Source organism: Streptomyces sp. NPDC001507 (assembly GCF_042894765.1).
Lineage (GTDB): Bacteria > Actinomycetota > Actinomycetes > Streptomycetales > Streptomycetaceae > Streptomyces.
Genome location: NZ_JBIAVV010000004.1, coordinates 336,774 through 358,164, shown reverse-complemented (window position 1 = coordinate 358,164; position 21,391 = coordinate 336,774). Strand labels below are relative to the sequence as shown.

16 protein-coding genes are annotated in these 21,391 nt (G+C 71.7%); 7 read left to right on the top strand and 9 right to left on the bottom strand.

The window, feature by feature from the left end; genetic code table 11:
* Positions 1 to 15: 15 nt before the first annotated feature.
* A complete protein-coding gene (locus ACFY0K_RS15410; RefSeq protein ID WP_390640526.1) occupies positions 16 to 1,029 on the bottom strand; it encodes an alpha/beta fold hydrolase in 1,014 nt (337 codons plus the stop codon).
* A 310-nt stretch (positions 1,030 to 1,339) separates the two neighbouring features.
* A complete protein-coding gene (locus ACFY0K_RS15405; RefSeq protein ID WP_390640248.1) occupies positions 1,340 to 2,851 on the bottom strand; it encodes a CehA/McbA family metallohydrolase in 1,512 nt (503 codons plus the stop codon).
* 154 nt (positions 2,852 to 3,005) lie between these two features.
* On the opposite strand from ACFY0K_RS15405, the gene ACFY0K_RS15400 reads away from it, so the two are divergent.
* The 3 genes from ACFY0K_RS15400 to ACFY0K_RS15390 all read left to right on the top strand — a co-directional run bounded on the left by ACFY0K_RS15400 (position 3,006) and on the right by ACFY0K_RS15390 (position 7,304).
* Positions 3,006 to 3,851, top strand: a complete 846-nt coding sequence (locus ACFY0K_RS15400; RefSeq protein ID WP_390640247.1) for an LLM class F420-dependent oxidoreductase — start codon at positions 3,006 to 3,008, stop codon at positions 3,849 to 3,851.
* Positions 3,852 to 4,050: 199 nt separating this feature from the next.
* Complete coding sequence (locus ACFY0K_RS15395; RefSeq protein ID WP_390640246.1) at positions 4,051 to 6,636, top strand: bifunctional FO biosynthesis protein CofGH; 2,586 nt, start codon at positions 4,051 to 4,053, stop codon at positions 6,634 to 6,636.
* 98 nt (positions 6,637 to 6,734) lie between these two features.
* Complete coding sequence (locus tag ACFY0K_RS15390) at positions 6,735 to 7,304, top strand: hypothetical protein (RefSeq protein ID WP_390640245.1); 570 nt, start codon at positions 6,735 to 6,737, stop codon at positions 7,302 to 7,304.
* Positions 7,305 to 7,440: 136 nt separating this feature from the next.
* On the opposite strand, the gene ACFY0K_RS15385 is transcribed toward ACFY0K_RS15390, so the two are convergent.
* Complete coding sequence (locus ACFY0K_RS15385; protein ID WP_390640244.1) at positions 7,441 to 8,271, bottom strand: helix-turn-helix domain-containing protein; 831 nt, start codon at positions 8,269 to 8,271, stop codon at positions 7,441 to 7,443.
* A 102-nt stretch (positions 8,272 to 8,373) separates the two neighbouring features.
* Here ACFY0K_RS15385 and ACFY0K_RS15380 point away from each other — a divergent pair, with 102 nt between their 5' ends.
* Positions 8,374 to 8,970 carry an NADPH-dependent FMN reductase gene (locus ACFY0K_RS15380; protein ID WP_390640243.1) on the top strand — a complete coding sequence of 199 codons (597 nt, stop codon included), beginning with the start codon at positions 8,374 to 8,376 and terminating at the stop codon, positions 8,968 to 8,970.
* On the opposite strand, the gene ACFY0K_RS15375 is transcribed toward ACFY0K_RS15380, so the two are convergent.
* Positions 8,971 to 9,471 carry a DUF2165 domain-containing protein gene (locus ACFY0K_RS15375; protein ID WP_390640242.1) on the bottom strand — a complete coding sequence of 167 codons (501 nt, stop codon included), beginning with the start codon at positions 9,469 to 9,471 and terminating at the stop codon, positions 8,971 to 8,973.
* A 149-nt stretch (positions 9,472 to 9,620) separates the two neighbouring features.
* Here ACFY0K_RS15375 and ACFY0K_RS15370 point away from each other — a divergent pair, with 149 nt between their 5' ends.
* Entirely contained in the window at positions 9,621 to 11,048 is a 1,428-nt protein-coding gene (locus tag ACFY0K_RS15370; protein WP_390640241.1) for an aminotransferase class V-fold PLP-dependent enzyme, read from the top strand.
* A gap of 76 nt (positions 11,049 to 11,124) precedes the next feature.
* On the opposite strand, the gene ACFY0K_RS15365 is transcribed toward ACFY0K_RS15370, so the two are convergent.
* From ACFY0K_RS15365 to ACFY0K_RS15355, 3 genes are all read right to left on the bottom strand, one after another.
* On the bottom strand, positions 11,125 to 12,825 hold the full coding sequence (locus ACFY0K_RS15365) for an ATP-binding cassette domain-containing protein (protein WP_390640240.1): 1,701 nt from the start codon (positions 12,823 to 12,825) through the stop codon (positions 11,125 to 11,127).
* A gap of 65 nt (positions 12,826 to 12,890) precedes the next feature.
* The gene (locus tag ACFY0K_RS15360) at positions 12,891 to 14,858 is read right to left on the bottom strand and encodes a SpoIIE family protein phosphatase (RefSeq protein ID WP_390640239.1); all 1,968 of its coding nucleotides are present in this window, start codon (positions 14,856 to 14,858) and stop codon (positions 12,891 to 12,893) included.
* 107 nt (positions 14,859 to 14,965) lie between these two features.
* Positions 14,966 to 17,407 (bottom strand): SpoIIE family protein phosphatase, encoded by a 2,442-nt coding sequence (locus ACFY0K_RS15355; protein WP_390640525.1) that lies wholly within the window; start codon positions 17,405 to 17,407, stop codon positions 14,966 to 14,968.
* A gap of 271 nt (positions 17,408 to 17,678) precedes the next feature.
* Between ACFY0K_RS15355 and ACFY0K_RS15350 the strand changes: the two genes are divergently transcribed.
* Complete coding sequence (locus ACFY0K_RS15350) at positions 17,679 to 18,905, top strand: PucR family transcriptional regulator (RefSeq protein WP_390640238.1); 1,227 nt, start codon at positions 17,679 to 17,681, stop codon at positions 18,903 to 18,905.
* 166 nt (positions 18,906 to 19,071) lie between these two features.
* Here the strand turns inward: ACFY0K_RS15350 and ACFY0K_RS15345 are convergent, their stop codons facing one another.
* Entirely contained in the window at positions 19,072 to 19,935 is an 864-nt protein-coding gene (locus ACFY0K_RS15345) for a helix-turn-helix domain-containing protein (protein ID WP_390640237.1), read from the bottom strand.
* Positions 19,936 to 20,036: 101 nt separating this feature from the next.
* Here ACFY0K_RS15345 and ACFY0K_RS15340 point away from each other — a divergent pair, with 101 nt between their 5' ends.
* Positions 20,037 to 20,801, top strand: a complete 765-nt coding sequence (locus tag ACFY0K_RS15340; protein ID WP_390640236.1) for an SDR family oxidoreductase — start codon at positions 20,037 to 20,039, stop codon at positions 20,799 to 20,801.
* Positions 20,802 to 20,893: 92 nt separating this feature from the next.
* Here the strand turns inward: ACFY0K_RS15340 and ACFY0K_RS15335 are convergent, their stop codons facing one another.
* Positions 20,894 to 21,295 (bottom strand): hypothetical protein, encoded by a 402-nt coding sequence (locus tag ACFY0K_RS15335; RefSeq protein WP_390640235.1) that lies wholly within the window; start codon positions 21,293 to 21,295, stop codon positions 20,894 to 20,896.
* Between the last annotated feature and the right edge of the window lie 96 nt (positions 21,296 to 21,391).

The following is a 21,391-nucleotide window of genomic DNA, read 5'->3' as shown; positions in this document are numbered from 1 at the left end:
CGGCTTCGGGCGCGGTCAGAACCCGTTGGCCGCTGTGACAGCCGCCGCGAAGCCCCTCGGGTCTTCCTGCGGAACGTTGTGACCCACGTCCAGGGTCCGGTGCTCGTACGTGCCTCCGAACTTGTCGCGATAAGCAGATCCGTTTCCCGGAGGCGTGAACGGATCATGCTTTCCGTCGATGGTGATCGTCGGTACCTTGATGACCGGTGCTGCGGCGAGGCGCTTTTCGAGATCGTCGTAGCGGCGCTCACCCTTGGCGAGACCAAGCCGCCAGCGGTAATTGTCGATCACGATACCGACGTAATCCACGTTGTCGAAAGCCGCTGCCGTGCGATCGAATGTCGCGTTGTCGAAACGCCAGGTCGGAGAGTTGAACTTCCAGACCAGTTCGGCCAGATCGCGACGGTACCTGTCGAGGCCGCGCACGCCCCTTTCGGTGGCGAAGTAGTACTGATACCACCATGCCCATTCACTCTTCGGAGGTGAAGGCATCTTGTTGGCCTCGACGTTCGCTATCAGATATCCGGTCACAGAGACCAGCGCTTTGCATCGTTCCGGCCAGAGCGCCGCAATGATGTCGCCCGTCCGCGACCCCCAGTCGTAGCCGGCGAGGACCGGTCTCTCTATCTTGAGGGCGTCCAGCAAGGCGATGATGTCGACGGCGAACGCCGACTGCTGTGCGTTCCTGGGTGTTCGATCCGAAAGGAATCGCGTTGTGCCATGGCCGCGCAGATAAGGGACGACCACCCTGTAGCCCTTCGCCGCGAGCAGCGGTGTGACCACTTCGTAGCTGTGTATGTCGTAGGGCCAGCCGTGCATGAGCACGACCGCCTGCCCGTTCGCAGGCCCGGCCTCGACGTACCCCACGTTCAGATCCCCGGCATTGATCTGCTTCACCGGACCGAAGGATGTCGGGGGTGTGGACTGTTGTCCCGACTCGGGCGGCACCCGGGTGCTACCGCTTATACCGAACCGGCCCGCCGCGGCGGCCGCGGCTGTGGCACCAAGGAATTGACGACGGCTGTGCATGGGTCCGTGCATGTCCATCGGTTGAATCTCCTTGTTCGAGGCGACACCGGCGGACCACGGATTGCGATACACAGATTCGGGGCGAGCGATAACCGCATGCGCCGGGTTCACGGCCGGGGACGCTCATGGGCGGCCCTCGCGCCGGGGCCTCTCCACTGCCATGCAACACCCGTCAGCGGAGCGCCGCAACGGTGGCCACCCAGCACCCCCATCAGGCCCGGTAGGCGATCCCGGCGCACGCAGGGAAGATCGGCGGAGACTCCCGTAGTCATACGGTCACGGTCTGCCCGAGGCGGCCCGCGTAGCCGCCTCAGTTCCCCAGAAAGATCGGGTTCGTCAGTGCCGCCAGGGCGCCGGGGACCGGGCCCGCCGCCGTCTCGTGGCGGATCTCCGCGCGGACGTACGCCGCGTACGACGGCGTCGTCCGCCACTCGACCACGCCCGAGCCGTTCACCGGGAGCGGGTCGCTGGTGAGGAGGACGCCCTCGTCGGTGATGAGGCGGACCGTGCAGCGGGGGACGCCGGAGGCCTCCAGCCGGACGGTCACCGGGGTGTCGGGGGCGACGGCGAGGCGTTCGCCGATGCCCGCCCGCTCACCGCGGCCGCCCGTCGCCGTGAAGCCGAGCGTCACGTTCTTCGACTCGGCGATGTAGGAGCGGCCCGCCCGCAGCCCCTCCTGGACGGCCTCGCGACTCAGGTCGTCGGCGAGGACGACGGTCTGGGGTGAGCCGACGGCGTCCGGGTCGCGGTGGGCGTCGCTGTTGCCCATCGCCGGGAGCCACTCCCGGTTGCTGCGGACCGAGGCGACCAGGGTGGCGTCCCAGGCGTTGAGGGCCACCTCGTCGTCGGGGGTGTAGGGGCCGTTCCACACCTCGACCGCGTCCGCGTCCCCGAAGCCGAACTTCCAGGCGCAGCCCACGCACGTGGCGTGCGGATGCGCGGGTACGACGAGACCGCCGGCCTTGTGGATCTGGTGGGCGAAGTGGCCGAACCGGTTGTCACGGGCCCGGTAGCGCCAGTCGACGAAGGTTCCGGGGTCGGTGCCGAGGGCGACGACGTGGCCGTTCCTCGTGGTGATCTCCTCGCCGAGCATGATCAGCAGATCGTCGCCTGCCTGGTCCGCCCAGTGCGGGTGCGAGGAGTGCGTGTTGTGGTCCGAGGAGTTGATGAAGTCGAGGCCGGCGGCGCGGGCGAGGGCCGCGATCTCGGCCGGGGTGCGGCGGCCGTCGGAGTACCAGGAGTGCAGGTGGCAGTCGCCGCGGTACCAGTCACGGCCGCGGCCCTTGGCCCGGGCGGGCGGGTAGACGGGGCGGACCGGGGTGCCGGGCTCGCCGTACGTCAGGGTGATGGTCAGCTCGTACGACAGGCCCTGCGGGGCCACCGTGTACGGGCCGAGGGCGATGTACCAGGTGCCCGCGTGGACCGGTCCCGGGATGTAGCCGGGGGTCGCGTCGTCGGCGCGGACGAAGAACTCCGTGCGGGCGCCGCCCGACCAGCCCCGGAAGCCCCTGCCGCCCAGCTCGGTGCCGTGCTGGTCGAAGAGGCCGATGTCGAGCGCGTTGCCGGTGGTGCCGGCCGGGACGCCCGGCCTGTCGTAGGTGTAGGAGACCTTGATCTCCCGTACGCCGGTGGGCACTTCGACCGGTACGTACACGAAGTCCGGGCAACCCGGCGGCAGGGTGCCGCTCACGGTCGCCGTCTTCTGGTTCCCCTGGTCCTGACCGTCCGCCGCCGCGAAGCTCACGCTTCCCAACGTAAGGGCTGTGGCCGCGCCCGTCACGATCAGCGCGCGTCTGCCGATGCCGTGCGTGTCCTCACACATGCCGCTCACTCTCCCCTGTGGACGTGAACTCCCTCGGAAGGAGAGGCAATCCACAGACGTCCGTCTGTCATGTGCATAGCCCTGTGAAAGGTGGGGCGTGTGATGCCGACCGGTCGGTATGGACATATCGAGCCACCCCCGGTACAGATGGGGCATGCGCATAGCCGTCACGGTCTTCCTCACCGACGAGACCATCGCCCCCGTCCGGCTCGCCCGTGAGCTGGAGGCACGCGGGTTCGCCGGGCTGTACCTGCCCGAGCACACGCACATCCCCGTCGAGCGGACCACCCCGTACCCGGCGGGCGGCGACCTGCCCCGCGAGTACGGCCGCACCCTCGACCCCTTCGTCGCCCTCGGCCAGGCCGCCGCCGTCACCGAGTGCCTCGGCCTAGGCACCGGCATCACCCTGGTCGCCCAGCACGACCCGATCGACCTCGCCAAGCAGATCGCCACCCTCGACCACCTGTCCGGCGGCCGCCTCACGCTCGGCGTCGGCTTCGGCTGGAACGTCGAGGAGGCCGCGGACCACGGGGTGCGCTGGCGGTCGAGGCGGGAGCTGACCCGGGACCGGATGGCCCTGATGCGGGCCCTGTGGGCGGACGAACCGACCGCCTACGCAGGGGAGTTCGGAAGCGTACGGGCGTCCTCCGCCTACCCCAAGCCCGTCCAGAAGCCGCGCGGGCCGGTGGCCGGGCCGCGCACGCTGGTCGGCGGGGCGGCGGGGCCGAAGCTGTTCGCGCACATCACCGAGTACGCGGACGGGTGGATGCCGATCGGGGGACGCGGTCTCACCGAGTCGCTGCCGGTCCTGCGGGGCGTGTGGGCCGACGCGGGGCGTGACCCGGCCGCGCTCCAGGTGGTGCCGTACGCCGTCTTCCCGAGCCCCGGGAAGCTCGCGCACTATGCCGAGCTGGGCATCGAGGAGGTCGTGGTGCAGTTGCCTCCGGCGGGGGAGGCCGAAGTGCTGGGGGTGCTGGACGCTTACGGGGAGTACTTGTGAGGGGGCTGCGGTTGTGCGGTCGGGTGCGGGTGCGTGGGGGTTGCTCGCGCAGTTCCCCGCGCCCCTGAGGGGGCGCACTGCGGCGCCCCCTTCTTTCAGGGGCGCGGGGAACTGCGCGGCCGGCCACAGCGCACCGGCACATGCCCACCCCCCCGGCCACCCCCACGGACCCCACCGAACCCGAACGTATGCTCAGGGAATGACGACTTCCGCGACCCCCGGAACCGGCCCCACCGAGAACTCCATGCGTCGCGCCCTCAAACGCGCCCGGGACGGCGTCGCCCTCGACGTCTCCGAGGCCGCCGTCCTGCTCCAGGCGCGCGGTGCGGCCCTGGACGACCTCGCCGCGTCCGCCGCCCGGGTCCGGGACGCCGGACTCGAGGAGGCCGGCCGGCCCGGTGTCATCACGTACTCGAAGAGCGTCTTCATCCCCCTCACCCGCCTGTGCCGCGACAAGTGCCACTACTGCACGTTCGTCACCGTCCCGGGCAAGCTCCGCCGGGCCGGGCACGGGATGTTCATGTCGCCGGACGAGGTCCTCGACGTCGCCCGCAAGGGCGCGGCCCTCGGCTGCAAGGAAGCCCTGATCACCCTCGGCGACAAGCCCGAGGACCGCTGGCCGGAGGCGCGCGAGTGGCTCGACGCGCACGGTTACGACGACACGATCGCCTACGTACGGGCCATCTCCATCCGCATCCTGGAGGAGACCGGCCTGCTGCCGCACCTCAACCCGGGCGTGATGTCCTGGACCGACTTCCAGCGGCTGAAGCCCGTCGCGCCCTCCATGGGCATGATGCTGGAGACGACCGCCACCCGGCTGTGGTCCGAGCCCGGCGGTCCGCACCACGGCTCCCCGGACAAGGAACCCGCCGTCCGGCTGCGGGTCCTGGAGGACGCGGGCCGCTCCTCCGTCCCCTTCACCTCCGGGATCCTGATCGGCATCGGCGAGACGTACGAGGAACGCGCCGAGTCCCTCTTCGCGCTCCGGCGGGTGGCCCGGTCGTACCACGGCGTGCAGGAACTGATCATCCAGAACTTCCGCGCCAAGCCGGACACGGCGATGCGCGGCATGCCGGACGCCGAGCTGGACGAGCTGGTGGCCGCGGTGGCGGTGGCGCGGCTGGTGATGGGGCCGGCCGGCAACATCCAGGCGCCGCCGAACCTCGTCGACAGAGAGTACGAACGGCTGATCGCGGCCGGTATCGACGACTGGGGCGGGGTGTCGCCGCTCACCATCGACCACGTCAACCCCGAGCGGCCCTGGCCGCAGATCGAGGAACTGGCCGAGAAGTCGGCCGCCGCCGGCTTCGAGCTGCGGGAACGGCTGTGCGTGTACCCGGAGTTCGTCCGCCGCGGCGAGCCCTGGCTGGACCCGCGGCTGCGCCCGCACGTGGCCGCGCTGGCCGACCCGGAGACGGGCCTCGCGGTGCCGGACGCCGCCGTCGTGGGGCACCCCTGGCAGGAGCCGGAGGAGGTCTTCGTCGCCTCCGGCCGTACCGATCTGCACACCGCCATCGACTCCGAGGGCCGTACGTCCGACCGGCGCGACGACTTCGACGAGGTGTATGGCGACTGGGGCGCGCTGCGGGAGGCGGCCGCCCCCGGGATGGCACCGGAGCGCATCGACACGGATGTCCGGGCGGCGCTCAGGACGGCGGCCGACGACCCCACCAGGCTCACCGACGCCGAGGCCCTCGCCCTGTTCCACGCGGACGGCCCGGCCCTCGACGCGCTGACGGGGATCGCCGACGACGTGCGGAAGGCGGCCGTCGGCGACGACGTCACCTACATCGTCACCCGCAACATCAACTTCACCAACGTCTGCTACACCGGCTGCCGTTTCTGCGCCTTCGCGCAGCGCCGCACCGACGCCGACGCCTACACCCTCTCCCTGGACCAGGTCGCCGACCGCGCCCAGCAGGCCTGGGACGTCGGCGCGGTCGAGGTCTGCATGCAGGGCGGCATCCACCCCGACCTGCCCGGCACCGCGTACTTCGACATCGCGAAGGCGGTCAAGGAACGCGTCCCCGGCATGCACGTGCACGCCTTCTCGCCGATGGAGGTCGTGAACGGCGCGACGCGCACCGGCATGTCGATCCGGGAGTGGCTGACCGCGGCGAAGGAGGCGGGCCTCGACACCGTCCCCGGGACGGCCGCCGAGATCCTGGACGACGAGGTGCGCTGGATCCTCACCAAGGGCAAACTCCCCGCCGCCACCTGGATCGAGGTGATCAGCACCGCCCACGAGCTGGGCATCCGGTCCTCCTCCACCATGATGTACGGCCACGTCGACCAGCCCCGCCACTGGCTGGGCCACCTGCGCACCCTGGCCGGCATCCAGCAGCGCACCGGCGGCTTCACGGAGTTCGTGACGCTGCCCTTCATCCACACCAACGCGCCCGTCTACCTGGCCGGCATCTCCCGGCCGGGCCCGACGATGCGCGACAACCGGGCGGTGACGGCGATGGCCCGGCTCCTCCTGCACCCCTACATCCCGAACATCCAGACAAGCTGGGTGAAACTGGGCACGGAGGGTGCGGCGGAGATGCTCCGCTCGGGAGCCAACGACCTCGGCGGCACGTTGATGGAGGAGACGATCTCGCGGATGGCGGGGTCGTCGTACGGCTCCTACAAGTCGGTCCGCGACCTGGTCGCCGTGGCCGAGGCCGCCGGGCGCCCGGCGAAGCCGCGTACCACGCTGTACGGGCCGGTCTCCGAGGAGCGGCAGCGGGCCGCCGAGGCCTCCGACGGGCACCTGCCGGAGCTGCTGCCGGTGCTGGACTGAGCCGTCGGGCGGTCGGGCAGCGCGCAGTACGATGATCCGACCCCTGTGCGAACAGGCAGGGGGCCTCATAGCTCCCACAGCGGAGGAGATGCGTACCCGTGGCTGCCCGACTGCTGCCCTCCTGGGTCTGGGTGTCCGGCCTGACGGCCGGGGCGACGGTCGCCGTCGTCGTCCTCGCCCTCCAGGCCGACAAGGGGCCGCACCCCACGGCCGCGGCGGTCCGCCCGTCGGCGAGCGCGTCGGCGGGCGCCCACCCCTCCGCGTCAAAGGCCCCGGCGAAGGCCCCCGCCGTACCGGCGGCCTCCGGCACCGGCCGCCGTATCGTCTACTCGCTCGGCGCCAAGCGGGTGTGGACGGTCGACGCCGGCGACAAGGCGACCCGCACGTTCACGGTGTGGCCGGGGACGGTGAGCCCCGACCCCGGCACCTACACGATCACCGGGACCCTGGCGGCCACGACCGGCTCGGACGGCGTCCAGATCGAGCACATCCTCTACTTCGCGTCCAAGTCGGGGCTGTCGGTCGCCTTCTCCAACGCGGTCGACGGCTCCTCGCCGCCGCCCGCCGCCGGCAAGCAGACCAGCGGCATCCGGATGCCCAAGGCGGACGGCGCGGCCCTGTGGACCTTCGGCACGGAACCCAACACCAAGGTGACGGTGGTCAAGTAGCCGTCATGCGGTTGGCCGCCCGGCCGTCGTGAGGCGGTCGTGTGGCCTCGTCCGGTCGTCGTCAGGCCGTCGTGAGGCGGTCGTGTGGCCTCGTCCGGTCGTCGTCAGGCCGTCGTGAGGCCTCGTCCGGCCGTCGTCAGGAGATGGCGCGGAGTTTCCGGTGCCCGCGGAGTCGCTCCACGGCCTCGGCCGTCTCCTCGTCGGCGGGCAGGAGCACGACCAGCTGCTGGGCGTCCTCGCTGATGTCGAGCGTCTGGCGGTGCAGCCGAAGCGCGGCCCCCGAAGGGTGCCGCAGCCGCAGGACCCCGCGGGCCGGTACCACGTGCCGGTTCACCCGGCGGGTGAAGTCGGCCCCGGCGACGGGCGCGAGCTCGGCCGTGAACCACTCGCTGTTCTCGACGGACGGACCGAGCCAGAGGTCGAAGGCCTGCTCGTCGGCGACGGCGTCCCAGTCGGCGAAGAGGTCCCGGGCACGGGGGTCGGTGAACACGTAGCGGGTGAGGTTGGGGATCTCGGCGTCCAGCAGTCCGGTCCCGCCCATCACCGCCTCGTACGCACCGGTGCGGGCGAGGATGTCGCCGAGGCGGTTGGTGACGAGGGCGAGGCCGGGTTCGAGGAGACCGAGGGTCTCCAGGACGGTGGGCCGCACCTGGCGCCGTGGCGGCGCCGGCTGCGGGTGCGCGACGCACTCACCGCCGGTGATCTTCGCGAGATAGCGGAGGTGGGCGCGCTCGGCGGGATCGAGGCTGAGGGCGTCCGCGAGGGCGTTGACCACGGCCACCGACGGATTGCGGTCCCGGCCCTGCTCGATGCGGGTCAGGTACTCGACGCTGATACCGGCCCGGTTGGCGAGGTCCAGCCGGCGCAGGCCCGGCGACCGGCGCCGCCCGCGCTCCGGCAGTCCCAGCGCTTCCGGCTGGACGCTGTCCCGCTTGGCCCTGACGAAGTCCCCCAGTGGTGTCCCCATGCCGTCGAGGATAGGCAGGGCCGACGGCGCTGAGCGTGGCCCCGCGGGGGCCAGCCTGAGCACGGTCTGGCTGTGCCGGCGACCCGGCCGCAGGCTGCTGCCATGGACAACGACACGCACAAGCTGGTGATCCTGGTGGGAAGCGTCCGGGAGGGCAGGTTCGGCCCGGTGGTGGCGCGGTGGATGGCCGAACAGGCGGGCGGGTACGGCGGCTTCGAGGTGGAGGTCGTGGATCTGGCGGCGTACGACATCCCGTTGGCGTTGCCGGCCGAGTCGCCGAAGCACGCGGGCGACGCCTATCCCCGCCCGTCCGGGATGAGCGGACTGACGGCGGCCCTGGCGGCGGCGGACGCGTTCGTCGTCGTCACCCCCGAGTACAACCACAGCTACCCGGCATCGCTGAAGGCGGCCATCGACTGGCACTTCACCCAGTGGGCGGCGAAGCCGGTGGCCTTCGTCAGCTACGGTGGCGCGGCCGGCGGCCGGCACGCGGTGCTCCATCTGGAGAACGTGTTCTCGGAGTTGCACGCGGTGACCCTGCGGGACGGCCTGGCCTTCCCGAACTACTTCACCGCGTGGCAGGACGGCCGCCCCCTGGACCCGCAGGCCGCCGGGTACGCCAAGGCCCTTCTCGACCAGCTGACTTGGTGGACGGCCGTCCTCCGCGCGGGCGGCGAGGCGGCTCCCTGTCCCTCCTGATCAGGCCTCCTGGTCCGAGGGGCTCAACTGGACGACGATCAGGGCGAGGCTGGTGAGGACCAGCACCCGGGTCGCCGCGTCCAGCCCGTTCCAGGTCTTGGACTGCCACATGGAGAACCACTCACCGCCGATCCCGATGAACCCGGCACCGAAGAGGAGGACGAGCATCAGCAGGCCGTAGGTGGAGACGCGCCGTGCGCGGACGTGGTCACGGCGGGCCCAGAGCCAGGTGCCGGCGATCAGCACGAGCGCGGCCAGCGTCTCCCACACGATGATGAGGACGTAGGCGGTGTTCTCGAGCCCCTTGTTCGTGATGGCCCGCCACATCAGGTCGTCGTCCTTGAACGTCGTGTCCATGGCCAGCACATGCTGGACGAAGGCCTGGTTGGTGCCGAAGTCGGTGATGTTCCCGAAAGCGACGAGGGCGATGTAGAGCGCGACCGTTCCGGTCAGAACGGCAGCGGCGAGCGAAAGCGCACGAGGCGCGTGGGAGGTGGACATGTCACCGTCCTTCCCCGGCGCCGTCCTTCCTCAACCCGGCCGCTCACACGCCCTGTTCGGAAGCGGCCGGGCGGCCTGACGTCGTGCCGCGGCGGCGAACGGCTCGCACGCGGATACCTTGGTCGAAGGTTCGTGCGAGGGGGGTTCACATGGCTACGGCTGACGTCACCGGACGCGGGCACGGCGGGAGCGCGGAAGCTCCCGACGGCTTCGCGGAGTTGCGGACGCGCGAGTTCGGCTACCTCGACGAGGGCGGACACACCTACCTCGACCACACCGGCGCCGGACTTCCCCCGCGCTCCCTCGTCATGGGCAGCGCCCGGCGGATCACCGGCGGGCTGTTCGGCAACCCGCACTCCGAGAGCCCGGCCTCCCGTGCCTCCGGGCTCCTGCTGGCCGAGGCCCGGCGGGCGGTGCTCCGCCACTTCAACGCCGATCCCGACGAATACGCCGCGATCTTCACCCCGAACGCGACCGGTGCCCTGCGCCTGGTCGGCGAGGCGTACCCCTTCACCCGCGACAGCAGGCTCGTCATGTCGCTCGACAACCACAACTCGGTCAACGGGCTCAGGGAGTACGCGCGGGCGCGGGGAGCCGCGACCGTGTACGTGCCGGGCCTGCACCTCGACGCGGGGCGGCTGCGCGCCGCCCTGTCCCCGCCGGGCCCGGGCCGGGGCGCCGGCGGCCTGCTCGCCTATCCCGCGCAGAGCAACTTCACCGGCGTGCAGCACTCGCTGGACTGGATCGCCGCCGCCCGGTCGCACGGCTACGACGTCCTGCTCGACGCGGCGGCCTTCGCCCCGACCAACGTCCTGGACCTGAGCCGCCACCACCCGGACTTCACCGCCGTCAGCTGGTACAAGGTCTTCGGCCACCCCACCGGCATCGGCAGTCTGATCGCCCGCCGCGAGGCCCTCGCCAAGCTGCGCCGTCCCTGGTTCTCGGGCGGCACCATCTATGCCGTCAGCGCCCAGGCGCAGTGGCACGTCCTCGCCGCCGACGAGGCCGCCTTCGAGGACGGCACGGTCAACTTCCTCTCCCTGCCCGACGTGACCGCCGGGCTGGCCTGGATCGACGGCATCGGCATGGACCGCATACACGCCCACGTCAGTGCCCTCACCCGTCAACTGCTCACCGGCCTGCGCGCGTTGAGGCACAGCGACGGCTCTCCGCTGGTCCGGGTGTACGGCACCGAGCGCGCCGACGCGGCCCGCGGCGGCACGGTCGCGCTGAACGTGCTCGGCGCGGACGGCCGGATCGTCGACGAACGCCTCGTCACCCGGGACAGCGCCGCCCACGGCATATCCCTGCGCACGGGCTGCTTCTGCAACCCGGGCGCCGGAGAGGAGGCGTTCGACCTGCCGCTGACCCGGCTGCTCTCGGCGGCCGACACCCAAGTCGCCTCGCTGGACGAGTACCTGGAGCTGCTGGGGCTGCCGTCGGCGGGCGCCGTCCGGGTCTCCCTGGGCGTCTCGTCCCAGCCCCGGGACATCGAGACGTTCCTGACCTTCGTGGCGGAGACCTACCGGGACCGGGTACCGACGGCGACCGGGCTGGCCGCACGCGAGAGCTGCTGAGGAGCCGGTGCCGCCGGGCCGCCCCGGGTCCGGGCCACCGCGCCGGGTCACCGCGCCGCCCGGCTCCGTGCGAGGGTCAGTGCCGCGCCCGGCTCCGCGCCGCCCCGTCCCGGCACTTGCGTACCAGGATCACCCACGTCCCGGCCAGGAACACCAGCGCGAAGCCCGCCAGGATCACCCACCCACGGCTCGCCGGATGCCCGAACGAGTCCCCGTACGACGCCAGCAGCGGCGGACCGAGCGGCGAGCGGCCCGCCCGCCACAGCGACTCCAGCCCCACCCCGCTGCCCAGCGCCTCGAACGCCCAGCGGTTGGTCATCGCCCAGCTGATCGCCTTCCCGGCCACCGTCATCCGGGGCACCGGCACGAAGGCGCCCGAGAACAGCACCTGGGGGAAGCAGAGCAGCGGCAGCATCAGCGTCGCCTGCCCCGGCTCCGACACCGCCGCCGACGCGAGCAGCCCGAGCGCGAGGGCGGCGGCCGAGGCCAGCACGCTCGACGCGAACAGCGAACCGTAGGTGTCCCAGCCCGCCGCGGGCAGCCGGTCAAGGGCGCGCAGCACCACCAACAACAGTCCGTCCGCGACCGCGAGCACCGGCAGCATGGTGGTCAGCTTCGAGGCGACGTACGGGCCGATCCGCAGCCCCGCGAGCCACTCCCGGCGCAGCACCGGCAGCTCGGTGCAGATCTGGAGCAGGCCGTACGTCAGCCCGAAGAAGAACGCGCCGAACGCGATCCAGAACATGATCATCGCCGAGGAGCCCGGATCCGGTGCCGCCGGATCGAACGCGCCCGCCCGGAACAGCACCGCGAACATCGCCACGATCATCACCGGCGAGCCCGCCAGCACGGCGACCGAGAGCCGGTTGTGCAGCATCAGCGCGGTACCGCGCCGGGTCAGCAGTGTCCACTGACGCAGGACGCCGACCCGCGGCGGCCGCACCGACGGTGACGTGGCGTCAGCAGCCAAGTCGTCCTCGGGTACGGCCCGTTCGACGCGCGCACCGCCCGCCACCGCCTCGTACACCTCCTCCACGGTGCCGACCCCGAACGCCTCGAACAGGGCGGTCGGTTCACCTGCGTACGCGACCTCGCCGCCGGCGGAGAGGAACACCACCTGGTCGGCGCGGAGCAGATCGGCGAGGACGTGCGTGGTCAGTACGACGGTGGTGCCGTCCTCGGCGAGCGTGCGCAGGGTGCGCAGCAGGGCCGCGGCGGTGACCGGGTCGAGGCCGGACGTCGGCTCGTCGAGGAAGAGCACCCGGGGACGGGTGAGCAACTCGACCGCGATACTGGCCCGTTTGCGTTCGCCGCCGCTCAGCGCGCGCACCGGGGTCTCCGCCCGCTCCGCCAGGCCGAGCGTCTCCAGCACCCGGTCGACGGTGTCGAGCACCGTCCCGGCGGCGGTCCCCGGAGCCATCCGCAGCCCCGCCGCGTACACCAGCGTGCGGCGCAGCGGCAGCTCGCGGTGGATGATGTCCTCCTGCGGGACGAACCCGAAGTCCGGCCCCGGCGGCCCGGGGCGCGCCCCGTCGTGCAGCACCTCGCCCTCGGTCGGCGCGCTCAGCCCCGCCAGCGTCTGCAACAGCACCGTCTTGCCCGCACCGCTGCTCCCGGCGATCACCGTGAGCTGCCCGGGAGCGACCTCGACGGATATGCCGTTCAGTATCCGCCCACCCCCACGGACCTCCCGGCTCACCCGACGCGCCCGCAGGCGCAGGCCGTTGACGGAGGGGGCGGGGGCCCCGACGGGCGGGTGCGGGTGCGGTGTCGACATGGGTGCAGCATGTCAGGCGGGCCCGCCGACGGGGCCCGACTCCGCCCTGTGAGGGAAGGGCGACGTCACGCGCGCCGGATGACCAGGACGGCCACGTCGTCGAGGTGGTCCACCGCGACCGCGGCGTCGAGGATGCGGTCGGCGGTCCCCTCGGCGTCCAGCCCGTCGTGGAGGGCCGCTCCGGCCAGGGTTCCGGCTCGCTCCAGCCCGGCATCCAGCGTGAGTCCCGGCCCCTCGACCACGCCGTCGGTGACCATGACCAGCGCACCGCCCTCGTCGAGGGTGAAGGTCTCCTCCTGGTAGTCGGTGTCGGGCACGACTCCCAGCACCGGCCCGCCCGGCAGCTCGCGCACGCTGTGGCTGCCGTCCCTGCGCGCGTGCAGCACCGGAACGTGGCCGGCGCTGGCGCCGGTGACCCGTCCGTCGCGCGGATCGAGACGCAGCATGGTGCAGCTGGCGAACCGTGCCGCGCCCATCGTGACGAGCAGTTCGTTGGTGGACGTCAGCACGGCTCCCGGACGCGCTTCGTGGGTGGCGATCCCGCGCATGAACGAGCGCACCTGTCCCATGAAGGCGGCGGCGTCCACGTCGTGCCCCTGGGCGTCGCCGATCTCGATGGTGACGGTGCCGTCGGGCATCACGAAGGCGTCGTACCAGTCTCCGCCGATGTCCAGCCCGTCGCGGCTCGGCCGGTAGCGGGAGGCGACCTCCAGGCCCGCGAGATGTTCGGGCAGCGTGGGCAGCATGGTCTGCTGCAGGGCCGTCGCCAGCTCGACCCGTGCCTGCTGCAGCCTGATGCGCCGCAGTGCCTGGCCCGCCAGGTCGGCCAGGGTCCCCATGAGGGTCTGCTCGTCCAGCGATGCCCGGTATTCGCGGTGGTAGAACGTCGTCCAGGCGCCGAGTGGCTGGTCGCCGGTCTCGCTGAGGGGGGTGATCGAGACGGCGTAGTCGGGGCCGAGCCGTTCGATCCGCGGATAGTCGACCGCTTCTGGCCAGTGCTGGATGTAGTCCTTCCGGCCGGGAACGAACTGCGACGTTCCGGTGCGGATCGCCTCGGGTACCGGGCCGGGAGCGCTCAGTGGCAGGCCCTGCAGCACCTCCACCTCCGACATGGCGATCCCGCCATCGGTGGAGACGCGCAGGCGGCCTTCGTCGACGAGTGCGAGCATGGCGCCGCCGGCACCGAAGGTCGCGGCGAGCCGGGTCAGGACGACCTGCTGCAGTTCCTGCTCCGTGGACGCGGTGATCAGGGCGGAGGAGAAGTCGGCGGTGTCCTTGGCACGCTGCCGCTCGGCGGCCAGCGCGGCCCGGGCCTTCTTCTTGCGCTTCTCCTGCTTGGTGTCGTCGCGGACCACCCCGAAGGTCCGTTCGGGGCCGCCGTAGCCCAACTGGATCCGGCAGGTCTGCACGGCCAGCCGGTGCAGACCGTCCTGCTCGGTGAGGTACCGCAGTTTGGTCCACGGGGTCTGGACGGAGGGCGAGCGGAGGAGTTGCCGCAGGGCTGGCCGGTCGTCGGGGTGGACCGCCGACATCACTGCGGGCAGGCAGGTGCTGGGCCCCGGAAAGGCCACGGTCAGCGCGGGTGCGCCACCGAGCCACTCCAGCTGGCGCCGCTGGGGTGCGTACATCCACAGGCCGAGGTCGGAGGCCGTGGTGACCAGGCGGAACGGGATGAGCAGGCTCGTCAGGTCGTTCTGCGAATCCAGTGCGTGCACCCAGACCAGCCGATCGTCACCGGAGGGATCCCTGATCGGCCGCGCCTCGATCAGGCAGGCGATGGGGGCTTCGCCCCGCCCGGGGAACTCCAGCACCCGCATCGCGACCGCCTTGGTCTTGGCGGCGTGGTCCAGGAGGCTCTCGACGGTGATCCGTTGGCCTGCGGGCCACAGATCACCGAAACGACGACCCAGGCACTGTGCCTCCGGCTTGCCCAGCATCGTGGCCATCGCAGCGTTGAGACCCTCGATGACACCGTCCGGCGTCAGCACGGCCGCCGGCTCGGCTCTTCGGAGGAGTTCGTCCCAGGCGTCCATCCACGACTCCCGCGCGTACGTCGAAACATCCTCTTCATGACATAGTCCCGCATTTTGTCGTGATGTATCGCTGGAGGGGGTGTCCGGCAGCCGTGCCGAGCGATGTCTCAGGCGCCGGGGTCGAGGTCCTGTTCGGCCCACACGGTCTTGCCGCCGTTCGTCAGACACCTCGCTCCGTGGCGCCGGCAGAGTTGGGCGACGATGTAGAGGCCGCGGCCCCCTTCGTCGCTGGGGCACGCGTGCCGCAGCCGGGGGAGGGTGTCGCTGGTGTCGGACACCTCGCAGGTCAGGACCTGGTGCCGGATCAGGCGCAGGCGGATCGGGCCGGCGGCGTGGCGGACGGCGTTGGTGACCAGTTCGCTGATGATCAGCTGGGTGGACGGGGCCAGGCGCTCCAGTCCCCACCGCACCAGTTGCCGGGTGACCTGGGTGCGGGCGCAGCGGACGACCGCCGGGTCGGCGGCCAGTTCCCAGCACGCGGTCCGGCTCGGGCTCAGGGCGTGGGTCCGTGCGACGAGCAGTGCCACGTCGTCGCCCGGAGGGTGGGTCGGCACCGCCTCGATCACCGAGGAACAGAGGCGTTCCAGGGACCGGCCGGGATGCGCCAGGGCGGCGCCGAGGCGCCGCATGCCCGCTTCGATGTCGTGTTCGCGGCTCTCGATCAGGCCGTCGGTGTACAGGGCGAGCCGGCTTCCCTCGGGCAGGTCCACCTCGACGGCCTCGAAAAGGACCCCCACCCCCACGCCGAGCGGCGTTCCGGTGGGCAGGTCGGGGAAGGTGACGTTGCCGTGGGGGTCGATGACCGCGGGCGGCGGGTGCCCGGCCCGTGCCATGGTGCACCTCTGGGTGACGGGGTCGTAGACGGCATACAGGCAGGTCGCGCCGGTGACGCGGGTCGGGTCCTGGGAGTCGGCGTCTTCCGCGGCCATCCGCCGGACCGTGTCGTCCAGGTGGGTCAGCAGTTCGTCGGGGGGCAGGTCGAGGTCCGCGAGCGTCTGTACGGCCGTGCGGAGCCGGCCCATGGTCGCCGCGGCGTTGATGCCGTGGCCCACCACATCGCCCACGACCAGTGCCGTCCGGGCGCCGGGCAGCGGGATGGCGTCGAACCAGTCGCCTCCCACACCGTTGTCCACGTCGGCCGGAAGATAGCGCGAGGCCGTCTCGATGGCCGTGCCCTGCACCAGGCGCTGCGGGAGCAGGCTGCGCTGGAGCGTCAGGGCCGCGCTGCGTTCCCGTGCGTACCGGCGGGCGTTGTCCAGCGAGAGCGCGGTCCGGCTGACGAGTCCCTCGGCCAGGAGCAGGTCGTCCTCCTGGAACGGCGCGGTTTCCTCGGTCCGGATGAACACGGCCGTCCCCAGGAAGGCTTGCCGGGCCCGGATGGGGACGACCATCAGGGAGTGCATGCCGCTCTCGCGCACGGTCCGTGCCCGGTCGGGGTCACGGTCGAACCAGGTTCCGGGAGAGGCGTCCAGGACCGGTTCCAGATGAGAGCGGCCGGAGGACAGGACCTTGCTGAAGGGCGAATCCCGCGGCACGGCGACCAGCTCGCCGCGCGCCCAGGGGGACTCCGGGACCCCGGGGCGGATCGAGGCCAGGCCCGCGCGCCGCAGGACGGGGCGGCGGTCGTCCAGCGGGCCGACGCGGGCGAAGGGAGCTTCGCCGAAATGGACCGACTCGGCCAGGTCGACGTTGACGTAGTCGGCCAGCAGGGGCACCGCGAGGTCGGCCAGCTCCTGGCCGATCCGCATCACGTCCAGGCTGTTGCCCATGCGGGTGCTGGCCTCGCTGAGGATGGCGAGGCGCTCCTGCGCCCGCCGGCCGAGGGTGACGTCCACGCTCGTGCAGCACACCCCCATGGCCCGGCCGTCGGCGTCCTGCAGGCAGAAGTACGAGGCCGCGATCGCGTGCTCATGACGCGGATCGGAGGGCGGCCACACGCGGTACTCGTGGACCGTGCTGACGCCGCTGTCCAGGACCCGTCGCATCACCTTGTCGAGCCTCTCGGCCTCGGTGCCGGGCAGCACGTCCGAGAGACGGTGCCCCAGCCGCTGACCGCGGGGAATGCCGTCCTGCCGCTCCATCGCGTCGTTGGTCCAGGCGCAGTGCAGGTCCTGGTCGTGGACGACGACGCCGATCGGGGTCCGGGTGAGGAGCGAGTCCCGTACCCATCCGGTGGTCGCCACCGGGGAGAGCGAGGCGATGTCGGTGCCGGAGATGAGCCAGTGGATCTCCCCGTGCCTCCCCCACAGCAGCGAGAACCGCAGGCTCGCCTTGAGGCTGTGGCCGTCGCGGTGGCGGACGGTCGCGGTGCCGGACCAGCCACCCCGGGCACGGCACTCCTCGGCCGACGCCCAGTCCAGCAGCGTTTCGCGGGTGAGGGGCAGGAGCGTGGAGACGGCCTGGCCGACAACTTCCGTGGCCGGGTAACCGACGAGCCGCTGCGCCGTGCTCGTCCATCCCACCACCGTCCCCTCGGCGTCGGTCATCGCGATGGCGGCGTCGGGTGTCTCCCGGGGGGCCAGTCGTTCACAGAGGCTGCCTTGAAGCATCTCGGTCACCGGATTTCTCCCCTCACGTGACGGACGGCAAGAACGACGGTAGGAGGGGGACACGGGACAGACGTCGGGCACGGCGCACCACCTTCGGACCGTGGTTTGTGACATGGAGACAATCCGCTCGCCGCTCGCCGCTCGCCGCTCGCCGCTCGCCGCTCGCCGCTCGCCGCTCGCCGCTCGCCGCTCGCCGCTCGGCGGTGCCGGGGCAGGGCGTAGCTTTTGGGGTATGGGCGTGGAGAGTCCGGAGCCCGCACGGGAACTTTCCGTGAGCGCGGAGAACGTGGAGTCGCACCTCGCCGAGGTCTGCCGCGACGTGTGGGAGTACCTGCTCGTCGAAATTCCGCAGATCAGCGGGGACGTCGTCGCCGAAAGGATCTTGCTGGCGAGCGTGCAGGAAAACGTCGCCACGTTGTTGCACATCTTTGAGAACGACATTTCCCTGAAGAATCTCGAAGGACCGGTCGCGGCCCATGAGTACGCCCGGAGGCTGGCTCAAAGGGATGTCCCTGTCACCGCGTTGATCCGGGCCTACCGGATCGGGCACTGGCGTCTCCTGCAATGGTGCCTGGACGAGCTTGCCCGCCGGGAAGCCGATGCCGCCGTCTCCGCCGCCGCCAACCGGCGCATGCTGAAAGCGAGCTTCGGTTACATCGACAGCGTCACCGAGCGTGTCATCGAGGTGTACCACCTGGAGCGGGAACGCTGGCTGCTCAGCCGGACCGCCACGCGTGCCGCGCGGGTGCGGGACATCCTCGCCGGGCAGGAGGTGGATCCCGACGCGGCGGAGGCCGCTCTCGGCTACCGGCTCCGGCAGAACCACCTCGGGCTGGTGGCCTGGCTGCCCGCGCTGACGCGTGGCGAAGCCGCACTGGCCCGTCTCGACCGGCTCATCCACAAGATCGCGAGAGAACTCGACTGCCCCGCCGGGCCGCTGTTCATACCGCGGGACGAAGGACTGGCCTGGGCCTGGCTGCCCTTCGCCTCGCATGGCGAGGTCTCCTGGGAGCGGCTGTCCAGGGTGGTGGAAGGCGGCGAACCCTCCGTGCAGGTGTGCGCCGGAGGCGTGCACCGCGGGATCGAGGGGTTCCGCAGCACGCACAGGGAGGCGCTGCGCGCACAGGAGCTTGCCGCGGCGGCGCGTCCCGGCCATCGGTTCACCGCGTACCCCCACGTCGCCCCGGTCGCGTTGATGTGCAGGAACCTCCCGGATCTACGCGACTGGGTGGGGAGCGTCCTCGGGCCGCTGGCCGCCGACGACGAGCAGTGCGCACAGGCGCGCGAGACCCTGCACGACTTCCTGGCGACCGGATGCAACTACACCGCTACGGCGAGCAATGAGATCGTGCACAAGAACACCGTGCACTACCGCATCCGCAAGGCGGAGAAGATCATGGGCCACTCGGTCCAGGAACGACGTACCGATCTTGAGGTCGCCCTGCTCGCCGTCCGGTACCTCGGCTCCACGGTCCTGCAGGCGTCCGGCCGGCACTGAGGCAGACCGGCGCGGGTGCGGGAGTCCGGGATCCGTGTCGGCCGACGAGTGCGGTGCCCGCCCGCTTCCGCTCCGATCGCGGCAGCACGCACCCAAGGCCGGCGGTGCTGGACGGTGACGGCCGGCCGGTCGCGTGCATCGCGCGAGCGGTGCCTTCTCGATCGGTTCATCGGACTGGTTCGGTCCGCATCGCCTGTGTGCCCACGACGGTCAGCAGCGCGAGCTTCTCGGCGGTGTCGGTCCCGGCACGCGGGGTGAACCAGAGCAACCGCTGGCGGTGGTCCTCGCTGAAGAGGCTGAGGCAGTTGAGGTCGAGCAGGCCGACGGTGGGGTGGACGATCCGCTTGCGCTCGTCTCTGCGGACCTCGACGTCCTGGTCGGCCCAGAGCGCCTGGAACTCCGGCGACCGCCGCAGCAGCTCGTCCACCAGTCTGGTCGCCTCGGCGTCGCCTGCGCTGCGTCGCCCGACCGCCGCGCGCAGGTCGGCGACGAACGAGCGTGACTGCGGGGCGAGGTCCTCCTGCGGGTAGATCTCCCGCGAGGCCGGGTCGGTGAACCATCGGTGGATGAAGCTCGCCGCGCGGCCCCGGTGCACGGACAGGTCGCCGAGCATCGCGATCGCGAGCGGGTTCTGGACCAGAACGGTGTGCAGGTCGGTGCTCACCATCGCCGGGGTCCCGTCGATGCGTCCCAGCAGGTCGAGCATCGCGGGGTGGACGTGTGAGGCCCTCCCGTCCTGGTGCGGGACCGGGCGGTTCGCCAAGCGGTACAGATGGTCGCGTTCGTCGCGGCCGAGGCGCAGGGCGCGGGCGAGCGCGGCGAGCATCTGGTCGGAGGGCTGCGAGCCGGCACCGCGCTCGAGCTCGGTGTAGTACTCCACCGAGGCGCCGGCCAGAACGGCGACCTCGTCGCGACGCAGACCGGGGACGCGGCGCCGCGGGCCGGGCGCGAGCCCGACCTCCTCGGGGCGGATCCGCTCGCGCCGCGAACGCAGGAAGCCACCGAGTTCGGAGTACCTCGTGTTCGGCATGGGCACAGCCTCCCCGGTCGGCGCCGTCGATGCCAGGGGATGCCGTCCCCACCTTCGGAAGCAACTGCCGCGGGCCCGCGCCGCCCCGCAGAGTCGAGGCCATGAACACCTCACTCACCGACACACTCACCGACTCCGGCTCTTCGCCGGCCGCCGGCAAGACGGTCCTGATCACCGGTGGCACGAGCGGGATCGGCGCCGCGACCGCCCGGCTCCTGCTCGGGCGTGGCCACCGGGTCGCCGTCACCGGGCGCGACCCCGGTCGGCTCAAGGCCTTCCTCGACGAGGTCGGCCACGCGGACCGCGTCCTGGGCCTGGTGGCAGATGCCTCCGACTGGGACGCCACGAACACGGCGGTCACCGGCACGGTGGAGCGCTTCGGGTCGCTCGACGCGGCCGTCGCGAACGCGGGCGGCGCGTCCGCGGATCACTTCGGGACGGGCGGTGCCGACGTCATGGACGGCGGCGGCGATCCCCAGCTGTGGGCACCGATGGTGCTCGCCAACGTGCTCGGCCCGGCTCTGCTGGCCAAGGCGACCCTGCCCCACCTCGAGCGGTCCCGCGGCCGGCTGGTGCTCGTCGGCAGCGTGGCCGGGACCAAGAACAGTCCGGGCAACCTCTACTCCGCCACGAAGTGGGCGGTGGTCGGCCTCGCCGAGAACCTCCGCCTGCACGCCACGGCCCGGGGCATCGGAGTCACGGTCGTGAACCCGGGCCTGATCGACACCGCGTTCTGGCACGGTCAGGTTCCCCCCATCGCGATGAGCCCGGATTCGGTGGCCGAGGCGATCGGCTTCGCGCTCGGCCAGCCGGCGGGCGTCGACCTCAACACGGTGACGATCCGGCCGGTCGGCCAGCCCGCCTGACCCCAGGTCCACGAGCACGGGCCCGGCAGGTCCCCGGCCGGTCTGCGCCGTCCGGAGCCCCAGGCGTCGATACGGCGGACCGGGCGTGCGGCCTACCGGGAGGGGCTCGGTGCGGAGCTGTTCACCGGCCGTTGCCGGATCCTGAGGAGCAGCGCCGGGCCGGCGCCGAGGGCGAGCAGTCCGGCAGCCAGCGGGAGCCACGGGTTCAGCAGGCCCTCGGTGCAACTGCTGCCGCCGGCCGAGGTGGTGCAGTAGGTGCCGGGGCCGTGCCGGTTGAGGTAGGCGAGCAGGAACAGCGGCAGGCTCGCCCCCGACAGCAGGCCGGGCAGGCCCAGGCGGGTGTCCCGGCGCGTGGCCAGCACGACGGTGCCGGCGACGGCGATCGGCAGGATGAAGATCCCGATCGACAGCACGGTGATGAGGGCGAGCAGGTAGCAGGCTCCCGTCAGAAGCCATCCGGTGAAGAGCAGCCAGGCGCGTCTGTTGCCGGTCATGCCTTCTTCTTTCGTTCGAAGATGTCCAGGAGGGAGGCGCTTTTCCCAGTGTTTGAGCGGTCGCTCAAAAAAATAGGAGTCACCACAGGCCCCGGG